The organism is Streptomyces ruber (genome assembly GCF_014648075.1).
GTDB lineage: Bacteria > Actinomycetota > Actinomycetes > Streptomycetales > Streptomycetaceae > Streptomyces > Streptomyces ruber.
Window position 1 is genome coordinate 277,073 of the sequence record NZ_BMQK01000006.1, and the last position, 14,696, is coordinate 291,768.

12 protein-coding genes are annotated in these 14,696 nt (G+C 72.8%); 3 read left to right on the forward strand and 9 right to left on the reverse strand.

What is annotated here, in order from left to right:
- Window positions 1–561 precede the first annotated feature (561 nt).
- Both IEZ04_RS16720 and IEZ04_RS16725 read right to left on the reverse strand, forming a co-directional pair.
- A complete protein-coding gene (locus tag IEZ04_RS16720) occupies window positions 562–1,251 on the reverse strand; it encodes a potassium channel family protein (protein WP_189217663.1) in 690 nt (229 codons plus the stop codon).
- Window positions 1,244–2,587 (reverse strand): TrkH family potassium uptake protein, encoded by a 1,344-nt coding sequence (locus tag IEZ04_RS16725; RefSeq protein ID WP_229821072.1) that lies wholly within the window; start codon window positions 2,585–2,587, stop codon window positions 1,244–1,246. The genes IEZ04_RS16720 and IEZ04_RS16725 overlap by 8 nt, the downstream gene beginning before the upstream one ends.
- Window positions 2,588–2,779: 192 nt before the next feature.
- On the opposite strand from IEZ04_RS16725, the gene IEZ04_RS16730 reads away from it, so the two are divergent.
- A complete protein-coding gene (locus IEZ04_RS16730; RefSeq protein ID WP_189217664.1) occupies window positions 2,780–2,935 on the forward strand; it encodes a hypothetical protein in 156 nt (51 codons plus the stop codon).
- Here IEZ04_RS16730 and IEZ04_RS16735 read toward each other — a convergent pair.
- A complete protein-coding gene (locus IEZ04_RS16735; protein ID WP_229821073.1) occupies window positions 2,924–3,478 on the reverse strand; it encodes a GbsR/MarR family transcriptional regulator in 555 nt (184 codons plus the stop codon). The two genes, IEZ04_RS16730 and IEZ04_RS16735, sit on opposite strands and share 12 nt — an antisense overlap.
- On the opposite strand from IEZ04_RS16735, the gene IEZ04_RS16740 reads away from it, so the two are divergent.
- Both IEZ04_RS16740 and IEZ04_RS16745 read left to right on the forward strand, forming a co-directional pair.
- Window positions 3,477–4,412, forward strand: coding sequence for an ABC transporter ATP-binding protein (locus IEZ04_RS16740; protein WP_189217665.1), 936 nt, complete (start codon window positions 3,477–3,479; stop codon window positions 4,410–4,412). The two genes, IEZ04_RS16735 and IEZ04_RS16740, sit on opposite strands and share 2 nt — an antisense overlap.
- 37 nt (window positions 4,413–4,449) lie before the next feature.
- The gene (locus IEZ04_RS16745) at window positions 4,450–5,298 is read left to right on the forward strand and encodes an efflux permease Rv1217c-related protein (protein WP_189217666.1); all 849 of its coding nucleotides are present in this window, start codon (window positions 4,450–4,452) and stop codon (window positions 5,296–5,298) included.
- 972 nt (window positions 5,299–6,270) lie between these two features.
- Here the strand turns inward: IEZ04_RS16745 and IEZ04_RS16750 are convergent.
- From IEZ04_RS16750 to IEZ04_RS16775, 6 genes are read right to left on the reverse strand one after another with little or no spacing between them, the layout of a single operon-like run.
- On the reverse strand, window positions 6,271–8,028 hold the full coding sequence (locus IEZ04_RS16750; protein ID WP_189217667.1) for an ABC transporter ATP-binding protein: 1,758 nt from the start codon (window positions 8,026–8,028) through the stop codon (window positions 6,271–6,273).
- Window positions 8,025–9,764, reverse strand: coding sequence for an ABC transporter ATP-binding protein/permease (locus tag IEZ04_RS16755; protein WP_189217668.1), 1,740 nt, complete (start codon window positions 9,762–9,764; stop codon window positions 8,025–8,027). The genes IEZ04_RS16750 and IEZ04_RS16755 overlap by 4 nt, the downstream gene beginning before the upstream one ends.
- Window positions 9,761–10,912 (reverse strand): nitroreductase family protein, encoded by a 1,152-nt coding sequence (locus IEZ04_RS16760; RefSeq protein ID WP_229821074.1) that lies wholly within the window; start codon window positions 10,910–10,912, stop codon window positions 9,761–9,763. The genes IEZ04_RS16755 and IEZ04_RS16760 overlap by 4 nt, the downstream gene beginning before the upstream one ends.
- A gap of 11 nt (window positions 10,913–10,923) precedes the next feature.
- Window positions 10,924–12,303 carry a YcaO-like family protein gene (locus IEZ04_RS16765; RefSeq protein ID WP_189217669.1) on the reverse strand — a complete coding sequence of 460 codons (1,380 nt, stop codon included), beginning with the start codon at window positions 12,301–12,303 and terminating at the stop codon, window positions 10,924–10,926.
- Window positions 12,300–13,793 (reverse strand): CocE/NonD family hydrolase, encoded by a 1,494-nt coding sequence (locus tag IEZ04_RS16770; protein ID WP_189217670.1) that lies wholly within the window; start codon window positions 13,791–13,793, stop codon window positions 12,300–12,302. The genes IEZ04_RS16765 and IEZ04_RS16770 overlap by 4 nt, the downstream gene beginning before the upstream one ends.
- Window positions 13,790–14,692 (reverse strand): hypothetical protein, encoded by a 903-nt coding sequence (locus IEZ04_RS16775; protein WP_189217671.1) that lies wholly within the window; start codon window positions 14,690–14,692, stop codon window positions 13,790–13,792. The genes IEZ04_RS16770 and IEZ04_RS16775 overlap by 4 nt, the downstream gene beginning before the upstream one ends.
- Window positions 14,693–14,696 lie beyond the last annotated feature (4 nt).

The following is a 14,696-nucleotide window of genomic DNA, read 5'->3' on the forward strand; positions in this document are numbered from 1 at the left end:
TCGGCGTGTGCCGTGGTGTCCTGCGGCAACGGCGCGGAGGTCGGCGGCGAACGCCAACTGCGTACGGGCGCTGCCGGGGCGCCGGAAATCACCGAAGGCAGTCTTGATTACCAGGCCTGCGCCGATGATGACGGGTGCCAGCAGAGAGGTGTCGGCGGCCATCAACCGGACGCGCCGTTGCTGCGTTGCGGCCCGGCGACTGCCCGGGCGGTGTGCTGGTGGATGTCGAGGATGTCATCGGCGTCCGCATCGGCGTTCTCCTTCCCGTACAGGCGCTGGTAGAGCCGGTTGCGCAGGCGCAGGATCAGCGCGCTGCAAGGAAGGCGGCGGCGAGGGAGGCGATCAGGACGGCGGCCTCAACAACGACAAGCTCGCGTTTCAGCTCGATGCCGGCGACCAGGAAGAACACGGCTGCGCGGCATGGACCGCGCGGCCCCCCTGGGATGGGAGGCAGCCACCACAGTCCGGGCGAGACGGACAAGTTCCTGAGTTCCGCTACGAGCTCGAAACGCGGCGCAGGTCAGTGGTTTTCACCAGCCCTCTGGGATGGTCCCACCACTCCTACTGCAGTTCGCTGAAGCGTTCGGTCGCTCGGGTGCGTCCGGCGACGATGATGGTGTCGTCTGCTTGCACGACGGTTTCCGGGGTGGCGTAGGTGAAGCCTTCGCCGGGGCGCTTGATGGCGACGACGGTGAGGCCGTAACGGGAGCGAACGGCGCTGTTGGACAGGGGAAGGCCGATGATGTCGGCGGGCGGGGTGGTCTTGACCATGGCGAAGTCGTCCTCGAATTCGATGTAGTCGAGCATGCGTCCCCGCACCAGGTGGGCCACGCGCTGGCCCATGTCGTGTTCCGGATAGACGACGTGGTGGACGCCGAGCTGGGTGAGGATGCGGCCGTGAGCTTCGCTGATGGCCTTGGCCCAGACGTTCTCGATGCCGAACGAGATCAGCAGCGAGGCGGTGAGGATGCTGGCTTCCAGATCGGTGCCGATGGCGACGACGGCGCGGTCGAATTCGTGGACCCCCAGCTGGCGCAGCGCATCCTCCTTGGTGGAGTCGGCCCGCACGACATGCGTGAGGGAGCCGGAGAGGGCCTGGACGACTTCGGCGTCCTCGTCGATGCCGAGGACTTCGGTGTCTTCGTCGACGAGTTCCAGAGCCAGGGCGCGGCCGAAGCGGCCCAGCCCGATGACGACGACGGAGCCCGCCGGACCCGTGCGCCGTTTTCTGGGGGTGGTCTTCCTAGCCAATGACGAGTCGCTCCTCGGGAAGGTCGTACAGGCGGACGCGGGTGCGCAGGGCGAGCGCGGAGGCCACGGTGATGGGGCCGAGCCGGCCGATGAACATCAACGCGATCAGCAGCAGTTGCAGGCCGGAAGGCAGGTCGGCGGTGATGCCGGTGGACAATCCGACGGTGGCGAAGGCAGAGGTGACCTCGAACAACGACTGGTCGAGGCTGTGGTCGGTGGACACCATGAAGGCGACGGTGGAGATGGCGACCGCGGCCACGGACAGCAGCACCACGGTCAGGGCCTGACGCTGCAGGTCACCGTGCAGGCGGCGGTGGAAGATGTTGACCGCGCTCTCGCCGCGGATTTCGGCGTAGATGACGAAGAAGAGCACGGCGAAGGTGGTGACCTTGATACCGCCGGCGGTGCCGGCACTGGCACCACCGATGAACATCAGCACGTCCGTGCCCAGCCAGGTCGCCGGATTCATCTGGGAGGTGTCGATGCTGTTGAAGCCGGCGGTGCGTGGCATGACGCCCTGAAAGAATCCGGCCAGCAGTTTCCCGGGAGCGTCCAGGGGGCCCAGGGTGGCAGGGTTGGACCATTCGATCGCGGTGATGAAAGCGCTGCCGCCGATCAGGAAGATGCCGGAGGCCCACAGCACGATCTTGGTGTGCAGGGACCAGTCCCACGGCCGGTGCCAGTGGCGGCGCAGTTCGAACAGGACAGGGAAGCCCAGTCCGCCGGCGATGACCGCCAGGGCGATGGGCAAGCAGATCCATGGATCGGTGACGAAGCCCATGAGGCTGTCGGAATAGAGGGCGAATCCGGCGTTGTTGAACGCCGAGACGGCGTGGAAGACGCCCAGCCACACTGCACGCGGCCAGGACTCGTCATAGGCGGTCGCGAACCGCAGGATCAGCGCCAGCGCGGTGACCGCCTCCAGCAGCAGGCTGGCCTTGACCACACCGGTCACGACCGAGCGGACATCGCCCAGCCCCAGGGTCTTGGTCTCCGCGGCGGCCGTCAGGCGCGCTCGGAGGCCGATGCGCTGGGAGACCAGCAGGACCAGCAAGGAGGCAAAGGTCATGATGCCAAAGCCGCCTACCTGGATGAGCACCAGGACCACTGCCTGCCCGAAGCCGCTCCAGTAACCGGCGGTGTCCACCACGGCCAGACCGGTCACACACACCGCGGAGGTGGAGGTGAACAACGCCTCCAGCGCACCGGCGCCGCCCGGCCCGGCCTTGGCCACCGGCAGCATCAGAAGACCGGTCCCGGCGGCGATCGCCGTGGCGAAGCCGGCCACGACCGCTTGCGCCGGATGCCGCAGACCCAGCCACCGCCGCGTCACCACAACAAACCCTCCGGTCCACGGACAGGCACCACAATTGTTCGCACCGGGGAACGATAGACAACGCTCACACCGTTCTCGGCATCAGGCCCTGCCGTATGCCCTCTGTCGTGTCCAGGCTTGTGCCATGCGCCTTCCGTACAGCGCCCGCCCATGTCGCCCTCACCGGTCCGTACCGGGCGCCCAGGCCACCGGGTGAAAGACCTGAGTCCCGCCCGCGATCTGCGGCGCATCGAGTACGGCCTGTTCCTGGCCGCCGCGGTCCTGTTCACCGCTGGTGCTCTCAGTGACGTGTTGTGGCTGCTGGGCGTCGGGCACGGGCTGCCCATGCTGACGAGGTCAGCAGCGTGACCTCTCGGCTTGCCAGCGCTCGACCAGGGCGGGCAACTCACGGAACATGAAGCCGTAGAAGTCGCGCATCTCCGCCAGGCGCCGGGCGGCGGGAGCATCGGCGCCGGTGGCGGCAATGCCCTGGTCAGCAGCCTCGAACATGGCCTGGACCGTGCTGTTCTGGGCCGACATCAAAGTGGCCCAGGCGCCCTCACGCAACCGGTAGTGCTCGCGGCGGCTGCCGGGAGCCGGCACCTTTTCGATCAGTCCGACGGTGGACAGCATCTTGATGGCCCCCGATACCGATCCGGAGCTGATGCCCAGCCCTTCAGCCAGTTGGGGAGCGGTGACACTGTCGCTGTCTGCGAACAGCAGAGCCGCCAGCACTCGGGCGGTCGCCTTCTGCAGACCTCCCTGGGTCAGCACCAGGGCCATCCGCTCGGCGGCTTCGGTGGTGTCTGCCAACGCCATCCCCTTCTTGTACCGCTGTGCGCGAATCTGACGGAATCTTAACAGCTTCAAACTTTCAAAAATCTCTGAAAGTTCTGATACCTTGGAGGTCATGAACACGGCGATCGTGCTGTCGGAGCTCACCAAGACCTACGGAACCCGGCGAGGGCTGACCGAACTGTCCCTGCAGGTGAACCCGGGTGAAGTACTCGGCTACCTGGGCCCCAACGGGGCCGGCAAGTCCACCACCATCCGGCTGATGCTGGGCCTCATCCGTCCCACCTCCGGCGCCATCCGGGTGCTGGGACTGGACCCGCACGCCGACGCCGAGAAGGTGCACCGCCGGATCGGCTACCTGGCCGGCGACTTCCTGGTCGACGGCCGTCAGCGGGCCGGGGAGTGCCTGGCCTTCCTGGGCAACCTGCGCGGCGGCGTGCCGACGCAGCGGATCGGCGAGCTGGCCGACCGGCTGGAGCTGGACCTGTCCGCCCGGATCAAGAGCCTGTCCAAGGGCAACCGGCAGAAAGTCGGCCTGGTCCAGGCGTTCATGCACCGCCCCGAGCTGCTGATCCTGGACGAACCCACCTCCGGGCTGGACCCGCTGATGCAGCAGACGTTCCTGGACATGGTCACCGAGGCCCGGGACCACGGTCAGACGGTCTTCATGTCCAGCCACATCATGAGCGAGGTCGAGTCGGTCGCCGACCGCGTAGCCATCATCCGCGACGGCCGCCTGGTCGCCACCGACACCGTCGCCGGACTGCGCACCCGCTCGCTCCTGCAGGTGCGGATCGACTTCGCCGCACCGGTCGCCGCCGAGGAGTTCGCCGCCCTGCCCGGCGTCACCGACCTCGCCGTGACCGGCACGGAGCACGGCGCCACGCTCACCTGCCGCCTTGACGGCAGCCCCGACGCGCTGGTCAAGGCCGCCGCCCGGCACACCGTCACCGGGCTGCACGCCGACAACCAGGACCTGGAAGAGCTGTTCCACGCCTACTACACCAGCGAGCACTCCGCCGCCGGCGCTCGAGCCGACCGCGTCGCCTGATCTCCTCCTCCCCCGTTGCGCCTCCACAGGATGTGACATGACAGCCGTTCGAAACACCGCCGTCTCCGGCCCTGCCCTGCCCGGCACCTCCGGCCTCTCCCGCACATTCGGCCGCTCGATCTACACCAAGACCTTGTTCGACAACCGGCGCGTCCTGGCCGTCTGGGCGCTGGCCACCGGCCTGTTGGCGGCGATGTACGCCGGCTTCTACCCACAGCTCACCGCGGATGCCGCCGACAGCGTGCCCGAGGCGATGCGCGGATTCGGCTTCGACGACCTGACCTCGGCCGCCGGCTACCTGCAAGGCGCGGTGTTCGGGTTGCTGGTGCCGCTGCTGGCCACCTTCTACGGAGCCGCCACAGGCGCCCGAATGATCTCGGCCGACGAGGAGTCAGGCTACCTGGACCTGCTGCTGGCCCACCCGATCAGCCGCACCCGGCTGCTCCTGCACCGCATCGCCGCGCTGGCGACCGGAGCCGTACTGATCGCCGCCGTGGTGCTGGGCGCGCTGCTGACCGTCCGCACCAGCGCGGAGCTGGACTCGATCTCCGCGGCGGGCTTCACCGCCCAAGCCGTCAGCCTGGCACTCCTTGCACTGGCGTTCGGGGCGCTGGCCACGGGGATCGGCGCGGCAACCGGCAAGGGCCGGGCCACCGTCTTCGGCATCACCGCCGGAACAGGCGTACTGACATACTCGCTCCATGGCTTCGCGCCGCAGATCGGCGCCGACTGGCTGCGCCATCTCACGCCGTTCCATTACTACATCGGCGGCGAACCGCTGAAGAACGGCCTCCAACTCGCCGACGCAGGGGTCCTGAGCGCCATCAGCGCCATGCTCATCGGGCTGGGAACCTGGCGATTCAGCCACCGCGACATCGGTCGCTGAGGGAGCCAACGGGTTCTGCGAGCGGATCGGAGCACGGCCGGGAAGAGCCGATGGAGCTGTTGACGTGCTCGCCCGTGGAACACTCCGTCGTCCTCCGCTGCCGGGGCAGCCACTGCCGCGCATATTCCGCGATCGTCTGCTGGCCCAACGCGCGTCGCGCTTCTGCAATGGACGGCGCCGTCCGCTTCTTGCCCGCGTATATCCGCGTGAGCCGTTCGGTCGCGGCGTCCCGAGTTCCGTAGCCGGCCTCCTCGCGCTGTTTCCCGAGCGCGTCCCTGAAACGGATCGTGTACGGGTGCGGGCACCAGGTCGGCCCGGCGTAGCCGCAGTCCTCATGGAACGGCCCCATGCCGCGCGCGAGTTGTCGAGCCACGTAGCGAACCTGCCGAGCGGGAGCCAGGCATCTGTGCCCAGGTCTCCCGCCGCGGCAGTCACCAGGTCAGCAAGCCGGGACGCCTCCGCGCCCCATGCTGACCCGAGCGGCTCCGTCGGGCCTCTGACCTGCACAGACAACCAAACAGTGGATCTTGGACTTGAACGCGGTACAGAACACGGAGAAACTCCCGACCTGCCTGCTCCCCGCCTGCGCTTCTGTGGGTCAAGAGCTGTTTTCACACCTTGCAACCAGTCGCGTGTTCGAGCGGCTGTCCCCGGGTTCTTCAGGACTCATGCTGACCGGATGCTGACTTCTCCGATGGGGCCTCAGTCGTCGGTGAACGGTGCTCGGGGGCGGACACACCTCGGTCGCACCTCCCCTCGCCGCCCCTCACGAACGGCCGGGATCAGCGTCCGCAACGACCCTGGAAGACCGTCATGACGATGGCCAGCGATCCCGGCCACCTCGACCGTCCAAACGAACGAGGTCTCCAGTCCGATCCGGTGGCGCGCGCCATAGCCGCTCCGGTCGGTGCGGCAATGGCGCGGCGGAGGACGCCGCTGTCCTCGCCCAGTCGCTGTCGCGCCGCCCGGCCCTCAGGAGGGGATGTGGGCGAGGCTGCGGTTGAGCGCGCTGCCGGGGCGTCCGGTGAGCTCCTCCCAGGTGCCCTCCTCGGCGATACGGCCGGCTTCGAGGACGGCGATGCGGTCGGCACGGCGGATGGTGGCGCGGCGGTGCGCGATGACGACCGTCGTACGGTCCCCCTTCTTCAGTGCGGCGGCGAGCCGGGCGTCACCGGCGTTGTCCAGGTGGGCGGTGGACTCGTCGAGCACCAGGACCCGCGGCCGGGCCAGCAGCGCGCGGGCGAGGGCGATGCGGGCCCGCTGACCTCCGGAGAGGCTGGATCCGCGCTCGCCGACCGGGGTGTCCAGCGGGGCGATCCGGTCGACGCCGCACAGCCGGACCGTCTCGGTGAGCAGGTCGTCGTCCGCTTCGGGGGCGGCGAGCCGCAGGTTCTCGGCGAGGGTGCCGTGGAAGAGGGGCGTCTCCTGGCCCACCAGCGCGACGGCGCGCCGGAGTTCGTCATCGCTCACCTCGCGTACGTCGACGGGCTCCCCGTCGGCGGGTATCAGCTGGACGGCTCCCTCGGACGGGTCCCAGAACCGGGCCAGCAGATGGGCACAGGTCGACTTGCCGGCGCCCGAGGCCCCGACCAGGGCGAGGGTCTGGCCCGCGCGGACGGTCAGTTCGACGCCGTCCAGTACGGGACCGCCGCCGTAGCCGAACCGCACCCGGTGCAGCCGGACGCCCAGCGGACCGGGGGGCAGGGAGCGGGGTGCGGCGGGCGGCGGGGCGAGCGCGGGAGCTGCGACGGCCGCGCCGACCCGGGCGGCGGCGGCGCGCAGTGCCACGGCCTGGCTCAGGGAACGGGCCGACTCCGCGACCGGGCCGAGGACCGCCAGGGCCAGCGCCGTCGCCGCCGGAGCCCATGCTCCGTGCAGCCGCCCCGCGGTCACGGACTGCGCCGCCGCGGCCACCACGCCGAGCACCGCGACCACGATGAGGAGGTCGCGGACCGCTGCGGCGACGGCCTCCCACGTGGCCTCGGCACGCTGGGCGCGGCCCACCTGCCGCCCCCTCTCGGCGAGTCGGCGGCGCCGTTCGGCCAGGGCTCCGAAGGCGAGCAGTTCCCGCAGCCCGTCGACGGTCTCCACCGTGTCGGCCGACAGCCCGGCGACGGCCGTCCGGGTACGGCTGCCGCGCGCCGCGCGGCCTCGCGCGTCGGCGAAGGGCGCCGCGGCGAGCAGCGCCGCGACCGGGAGCACGGCTGTCAGCAGCCAGGGTTCCACCGTGGCGAGAAGCGTGGCGCCGCCGGTGAAGACCGTTCCCGCCGCCAGGAGCTGGGCGGTGGTGTGGGCGTAGAAGAACTCCAGCGCCTCCACGTCCGCCATCGCCGTGGCGGCGAGGTCCCCGCTGCGCCGGCCGGCGACCCGGGCGGGCGCGCTGCGGGCCAGCCCGTCGAAGACCCGTACGCGCAGGGCGGCCAGCACCCGGTAGGCCAGGTCGTGCGAGAGGTCCATCTCGCGCCAGGTCGTCAGGGCACGTACGAGGACGAGGGCGGCGAGCGCGGTGACGGTGGCGGCCGAGGGGGCGTGCCCTTCGATGACGGCCGTGCCCACGGTGTGCGCGGCCAGCGTCACCAGCGCGACGAGGGAGCCCTGTTCGAGGAGAGCGGCGGCGCAGGTGCGGACCGTCATGGCGCGGTGCCCGGAGAGGGCGGGGAGCAGTGCGCGCAGGGAGCCTCGCGCGGGCACGCCCGCGTCGGGGGTGGCGGTGTCGGCGGCGCTGCTCATGCGGGGGCTCCTTCTCGGTGGGCGTGGCCGGCCTCGACGAGGCGCGTGTAGACGCTCCCGGCCTCCACCAGAACGGCGTGCTCGCCGACGGCGTCCACCCGTCCCGCGTCGAGGACGACGATGCGGTCGGCGTGCCGGACGGCGGCGAGCCGGTGGGCGACGACCAGGACGGTCCGGCCGCTCGCGGCCTTCGACAGTTCCCGGACGATGTCCGCCTCACGGCGTTCGTCGACCGAGCTCGTGGCCTCGTCGAGGACGAGCACCGGGGCGTCGGCCAGCAGGGCCCGGGCGAGCGCGAGCCGCTGCCGCTGGCCACCGGAGAGGGTGGCGCCCCGTTCGCCGAGGACGGTGGCGTAGCCGTCGGGAAGGGCGGCGATCTCGTCGTGGACGCCGGCGACGCGCGTCGCACGCGTCAGGTCGTCGTCCGTCGCGTCCGGCCGGGCCAGCCGCAGGTTGTCGGCGATGGTGGCGTGGAAGAGGTACGTCTCCTGCGAGACCACGGCGATGCCCTGCCGCAGTGAGTCCAGCGCGTACTCGGTCGTGCGGCGCCCGTCGAGGGTGATCCGGCCCTGCTGCGGGTCGTGGTGGCGCAGCAGCAGGGCGAGGAGCGTCGACTTGCCCGCGCCGGACGGCCCGACGATCGCGGTCGTCCGTCCCGCCGCCGCGGTGAAGGAGACGCCCTGGACTGCGGGTGCCTGTGCGCCGTCGTACGTGAACGTGACGTCTTCGAATCGCAGTTCGGGCGGTGCCGCCCAGCGGGCGGGTGCCGTCCCGGTGTCGCGGACGGCGGGCTCGGCGGTGCGCAGCGCGGCGAGCCCGTCCGCGGCCGACACTCCCAGGTAGCCGGCGTGCCACTCGCGCGCGAGGTCACGGACCGGCCGGAAGCACTCGGAGGCCAGCAACAGCACCAGGTAGGTGCCGGTCGCCGTGGTCGATCCGGTGGCGGCCGACCAGCAGGCGAGGAGCGCGGCGGCGGCGGTGCCGCCCTGGACGGCGAGGTCGGTGATGCCGGTGTCGACCAGGGACACCCGCAGTTTCGCGACGGTCGCCCGGTGCAGCGCCGCCGAGCGCACCTCCAGACGTGTCCGGGTACGGCCGACCGCGCCGGCGGCACGCAGGGCGGGCATGCCCTGCAGGGCCTCCAGGTAGTCGGCGCCGAGCCCCTCGTAGGTGTCCCAGTGCTCCTTGCCACGGGCGGCGAGGAGCCGGTCCCAGGCCCGTGGGCCGCACAGGGCGAGCAGCAGGGCGGGGACGAGACCGGGGAGGGCCCACGGTTCCACCACGGCCAGGACGGCGAGCACCAGGGGCGGCAGGGTGACGGTGACCAGGAGCTGGGGCAGGTAGCGGGAGACGTACGCGTCGACGCCCTCCACACCGTCGACGAGAGTGGTGCGTACGGCCCCGGCGCGTGCGCTGGAAAGGTGTGCGGGTCCCAGCCGTCCGAGGTGGGCGAGGAGTTCGTCCCGCAGGGCCACCCTGACCCGGGCTCCGGCGCGGGTGGCAATGCGCCGCTGCCCCAGGGCGAGACCCGCGCGGGCGGCGACGACGGCGAGCACCGCGGCGAGCAGCCATGGGAGCCGGCCGGTGTCACCGCGGGCCAGGTCGGCGAGCGCGACGGCGAGCAGTGCGGCCTGCGCGAGGTGGGTGAGGGTGACGGTGCCCTGCAGGAGGGTGGCCGTGAGCAGGGGGCGCCGTGCACGGCGGGCGGCGCGGCGCAGCTCGGGGTGGACGATCACGTGGTGTTCTCCTCGTCGGCGTGGCGGGTGCCGAGGGCCAGTCCGTGGACGATCCAGTCCCGGCCCGGTGCGGCACCGAGCGCGGCGCCGAGGTCCGCCTGCTGCCAGGAGCCGACGGGCCGGGCGGTCAGCCCGTGGCGCCGGGCGGTGGCATGGGCCAGGTGGACGGCGAAGCCGGCCCGCAGATGGGTGCGGCGGATGCGCGGCGCGTCGGCGTCTGCGGGGCAGCCGTGGGCGAGCAGGACGGCGCCCGCCTCCGCGATCCACGCCTGGCCCGCGGCCCAGGCCGCGAGCGTCGGACGGGCCTCCCCCGCGGCGCGCCGTCGCAGTGTCGTGCCGTCGGGGGCCAGTTCGAGCAGACCGGGTCGTGGTGCGCCGACGGCGACGCACCAGTGCAGGTCTCCGACGCTCACCCGGACGGCGGTGGTGAGGACCGCCCGCAGCGCGTCCGGGGGCGGAGTACCCGGCAGCGGCGGCGGGTCGCTGCGGCGTGCCAGCAGCTCGGCGGGAGCGGGCACACTCGTCGAAGGCCGTCGGCGGTGCGTGCCGCCCCGCGGGCGCACCGGGTCCTGCCCGCGGGGCGGGACCATGAACACGGCGGCGAGTGGGCTCTCGGCGAGTCCGTCCAGCCGTACCTCGGCCTCGCCCGCCCCCAGCGCGCGGGCCGCGAGGAACAGCGCCGCGGCGGCGTGCCCGGTGTCCAGCAGCAGCAGCGGCCAGGCGCGGTGGCCGTAGTGGGAGACCGTGCGCCGCGCGGTGACGGAGAGTTCGGCGCTCACGCCCGGCGGCGTGCCCTCGGGTGGCCCGCCGAGGCGGTGGACGTGATGCCTCAGCGGGTCGTAGCCGTACCGGCCCGGCGGCAGGGAGCAGCCAGTGCCCACGACGAGTTCGGCATCCACCGGGTGCAGGGCTCCGGCTGAGGATGCGGGCCGCAGCCGTCCGGAGGCGTCCGAGGCCGCCAGGGAGAGACGCAACAGCGCCCGCAGGTCGAGGTCTTCCCCGTCGGCCTCCGGGATCTGACGCGATGGTCCCGGCCAGGCCCGGACGGCGGGGCCGGCGGGTGTGTCGGGACCGGGACGCTCCGGGGAGCGGGCGCGGGCGAGAGCGGCGACGAGATCCACCGGACGGCCCTGAGGGGCGTGTTCCACGTCGGCCGCCCTCACATGTGCGGCGGAGGCGCCAGCGTGAAGTCCTCCGGCGCGCCCGGTGCGCTCGTCCGCCAGCCGCGTGCGACGGCGGCCTCGGCCAGGCGCGGGCAGCCGAAGTACCCGAAGGCGGCAGGGGCGTTGGGAAGGAGGCCGGAGACCAGGACGCGGGCGACGCGCAGCGGGGTCTCGGCCACGTCCTCGGTGGTGAGGTCGAACGTCATGACGCGGTGGCCGCCCGCGTGCAGTGCGCGCTCCAGCCGGTCCCGGCTGCCGGGCCGGACCGCGTCGAGGGACACGGTCCCGAGCGCCGGCTCGGTGAAGCGCCGGGCTTCGGGCGCCATCCGTTCGTCCAGCCAGACCTGCACATGCGCGCCCAGGTCCCGGACGTGCTCGAACTGCTCGCCGCACGCGTCGAGATAACGGCCGTCGGCACGGTGCTCCAGGTAGAGCCCGCGGGCGAGCAGCCCGGCCTCGACGGCCTGGAACACCCAGCCGTCGGGGGCGGTCAGGCCCTGGGTGAAGACCCACGTGTGGACCGCTTCGAGGACGGCCTTGCGGGCGGCCTCGGCCGGGTCGTACTTGCAGGCGAACCCGGCGGCGTACAGGCCGAGCCGGAGGTCGTGGACGAGTGCGGCCATGCAGGGGGCGAACTCCGAGGGCATCTCGACGATGTGGACGTCGAGCGCGGATCCGGCGAGGTCGTCGGTGAGGCCGGGCACGCTGGCGGGGTCGATGCCGCGGGCCGGGCCGTCGAGGTGCCACCACAGTTCCAGGGCGTCGCGTTCGACGATCTCCAGCAGGCCTCGTTCGACGGCGTCCTCGAGGCCCTGCCCGGTGGCGATGCCGGCGTAATTGAGGTGGTGGGTGCGGGGCAGCGAGCGCAGTTCACCCTGGCGCCAGTTGAGGTGGGTGAGCGCAACGGGCGCCCAGACCTCGGTGGTCGTACCGTCGGGCAGCCGCTCGGTACCGCGCGTCCACAGGGCCGGGGTCTCGGCGGTGAGGGGGCGGTAGGGGAACTTCTCCCGGTCGTACTGCCACTGCGCGTAGGCGGGCAGGTCGCCGGGGCCGTACAGCCGCAGGCCCTTCCCGGCCAGCTCGGCGGCGGTGGCGCGGAGGGGGGCGTCGGGGTGACCGGGCGGGGGCACGCGGTTGCCGCAGTACCGCTCCACCCCTTCCGCTATCGCGGCGACACGGGCTTGCCCGGGGTCGCCGAAGGTGGTGCCGAGGGAGACCCGGTCGGCGGGCCACAGGCCGAGCCTGCGGGCGTCGGATATCTCCGCGGTGAGCGCGGTGTAGCGGGGCGGTGCGCCCGCGGGGTGCTCGACGGGCTTGACCTTGCGGACGATGCCGCAGACGGGGTCGACGAGAGCTTCCAGCGGCAGCGCCGTCATCGCAGGATCTCCTTGGCGGGATCGGTGGGGAGGGGACGGGACGTGAGCACGGGCAGCCTCAGCACCACGCTCCGGGGGTCGACCTCCCGCTCGGACGCGAGCAGCCGGCCGGCCGTCACCGGGTCGTCCCCGTTGTGGGGATTGCGGGCGTGAGCCGGGAAGTGATGTCCGGCGATCTCCAGGCGGAGCCGGCTGCCCGCGGGCAGCCGCCGGGCGAGGCGACCGAGCCCGACGGTGAGGTCGGCTTCCCGGCCTGGCGGTTCCTCGCGCCGGACGACGCCGACGGCGAGCCGTTCGGCTGTCCCCTCCGGCGTGAGGGCGGCGAGCCGGGCGGCCCAGTCGGCGGACGGGGTGTGGGCAGTGGCCCGCAGCCGGACGCGCACGGGCCCGACCACGTCGAGCGGACGCGGCAGTGGCGGGGTGGCCAGCACGCAGCGGTCGGGCGGTCCGCCGGTGGTAACGACGGGAACGGTGAGGTCGTCGGAGCGGACTGGACGGTCAGGGTCGGCGGTGAAGGCGGAACCGGCCAGCAGCCGCAGCCGCTGCGTACGCGGTTCGCCGTGGGTGCCGGCGGGCAGCCACAGGTTGCCGCCGCCCAGTGCCAGCGCGCCGTGGTGCCCTCGGGTGAGCTCGCCGGCGAGAGCGCGGCGGGCCCAGCGCACGTACAGTTCGCCGAGGCTCACCCGGTGGGCGGGTCCGGCGTCGGGTCCGGGCGCGGTGACGAGGCCGTGTCCCCAGGGGCCCAGCAGCAGCCGCGCCGAGGGGCCGCCCCAGGCGCGCCACAGTCCGACGGTGTCCTCGGTGAAGTGGTCGTGGAGACCGCCCACCGCGAACAGGGGCACATCGGCGTGCGCCGCCCGCGCCACGAGACGGCCGCTGTCACGGTGCCGCCACAGGCCCGCCCAGGAGGGCAGACTCCGGCCCAGCCGCTCGGGGAGGCCGGTCAGCGGCAGGTGGGTGAACAGGCCGGGGTCCGCGGCGAGCGCCTTGTCCAGCGCTCCCTCGTCGGAGTCCCGCCGGTCGCCGTGGGCGGCCCACCATCCGGCGCGGGTCAGCAGCCGTTCCACACCGGAGGGTTCGCGTGCCGTCTCGGCGGCGCCCAGCGCCGGTACGGCGGCGATGACGGCGTCGGGCCGGACTTCGTCGCCGGACGCTTCGAGGGTGAGGACGAGGGCGCAGTGGGCGGCGTAGGAGGCGCCGGCGGCGACGATCCGTCCGTCGCTCCACGGCTGTCGCCGGACCCAACGGACGGCCGCCGCTCCGTCGACGGCCTCGTTCTCGTACGGGTGCCACTCCCCCGGTGACGCGAACCGGCCCCGCACGTCCTGGACGACGGCGGCGAATCCGCGACGGGCCCAGCCACGCGCCTCGGCCCGGTGCCGGGCGCGGTCGTAGGGGGTGCGGACGAGGACGGCAGGGAAAGGGCCGTCGCCGTCGGGGAGGTGGACGTCCGTGGCGAGACCGGCGACAGCCTCACTGAACGGGGTCATCCGTCCGTCTCGGACAGGGACGTCGGCAGGGACGTCGGCAGGGACTTCGGCAGGGACTTCGGCAGGGGAGCGACCTCGGGCACCGGAAGGACGGGGTGCTCCGTGACGGTCAGTGTGCGCAGGTCGACGCGTCGGAGCCGGCGCCGTGCCGGAAGGCCGCCCGCGTCGGGGGCGTCGGTGGCCCACCGGCTGAGATCGTCGGCGAGCAGGGCGGCGAGCAGCCCGGCGGCGGGAACGGTGAGCCGGACCGGTGCACCGGACGTACGCGGCCCGCTCCAGTAGGCGGCCAGCTCGCGGTGCGCGGGGGTGGCGGCGAGCCGGCGGGCCCGGACGTGGGCCGAGGTCACGTCCGAGGGAGCGGCGGCGAGGGGCTCGACGTACGCCTGCCAGCCCTCCCGGTGGCAGCGCAGCCACGCGACGCCGCGCCCGGGCAGCCGGTCGGCGGCGTCCCACAGTCCGTCGGGCACGGGTCCGTCGAGGCACCACACGACGGCGGCGGGGTCTTCGCGCAGCAGGTCGTCCAGGTCTTCCGGCGACGCGCCGGGAGCGGCCGCCGTCACGGTCGTGCGCGGCTCGGCGCCCAGAGCGGCCAGGTGCGCGGCGAGCGGCCCGGTGAGTACCGGGTCGCCCAGCAGCCGGACGCCCCGGCGGGCAGCCGGCCACTCCGGGTGCTGCGGCCCGTCCGTCAGGAAACCGGCCTCCTCGAACGCCCGGACGACGCGGCTCAGTTCCTCGTCCGCCGGGGCCGTGGCCGTGCCCGTGAGTCGCGAGAGCAGCGCGTCCTTGTCGGCGTCCCGCGTACTGACGCTGAGGAACTCCCCTTCGGTGGTACGGACGGCGAGGTCCCGGCCGGGCACGGCGACGACCTCGACTCCGGGTGCGAGCTGGCTGCGGGACACGCTG

Coding starts and splice junctions, on each gene's coding strand:
- IEZ04_RS16740 (WP_189217665.1), top strand. CDS start 3,477: ATGAACACGGCGATCGTGCTGTCGGAGCTCACCAAGACCTACGGAACC.
- IEZ04_RS16735 (WP_229821073.1), bottom strand. CDS start 3,478: ATGACCTCCAAGGTATCAGAACTTTCAGAGATTTTTGAAAGTTTGAAG.
- IEZ04_RS16745 (WP_189217666.1), top strand. CDS start 4,450: ATGACAGCCGTTCGAAACACCGCCGTCTCCGGCCCTGCCCTGCCCGGC.
- IEZ04_RS16750 (WP_189217667.1), bottom strand. CDS start 8,028: ATGAGCAGCGCCGCCGACACCGCCACCCCCGACGCGGGCGTGCCCGCG.
- IEZ04_RS16765 (WP_189217669.1), bottom strand. CDS start 12,303: ATGACGGCGCTGCCGCTGGAAGCTCTCGTCGACCCCGTCTGCGGCATC.
- IEZ04_RS16770 (WP_189217670.1), bottom strand. CDS start 13,793: ATGACCCCGTTCAGTGAGGCTGTCGCCGGTCTCGCCACGGACGTCCAC.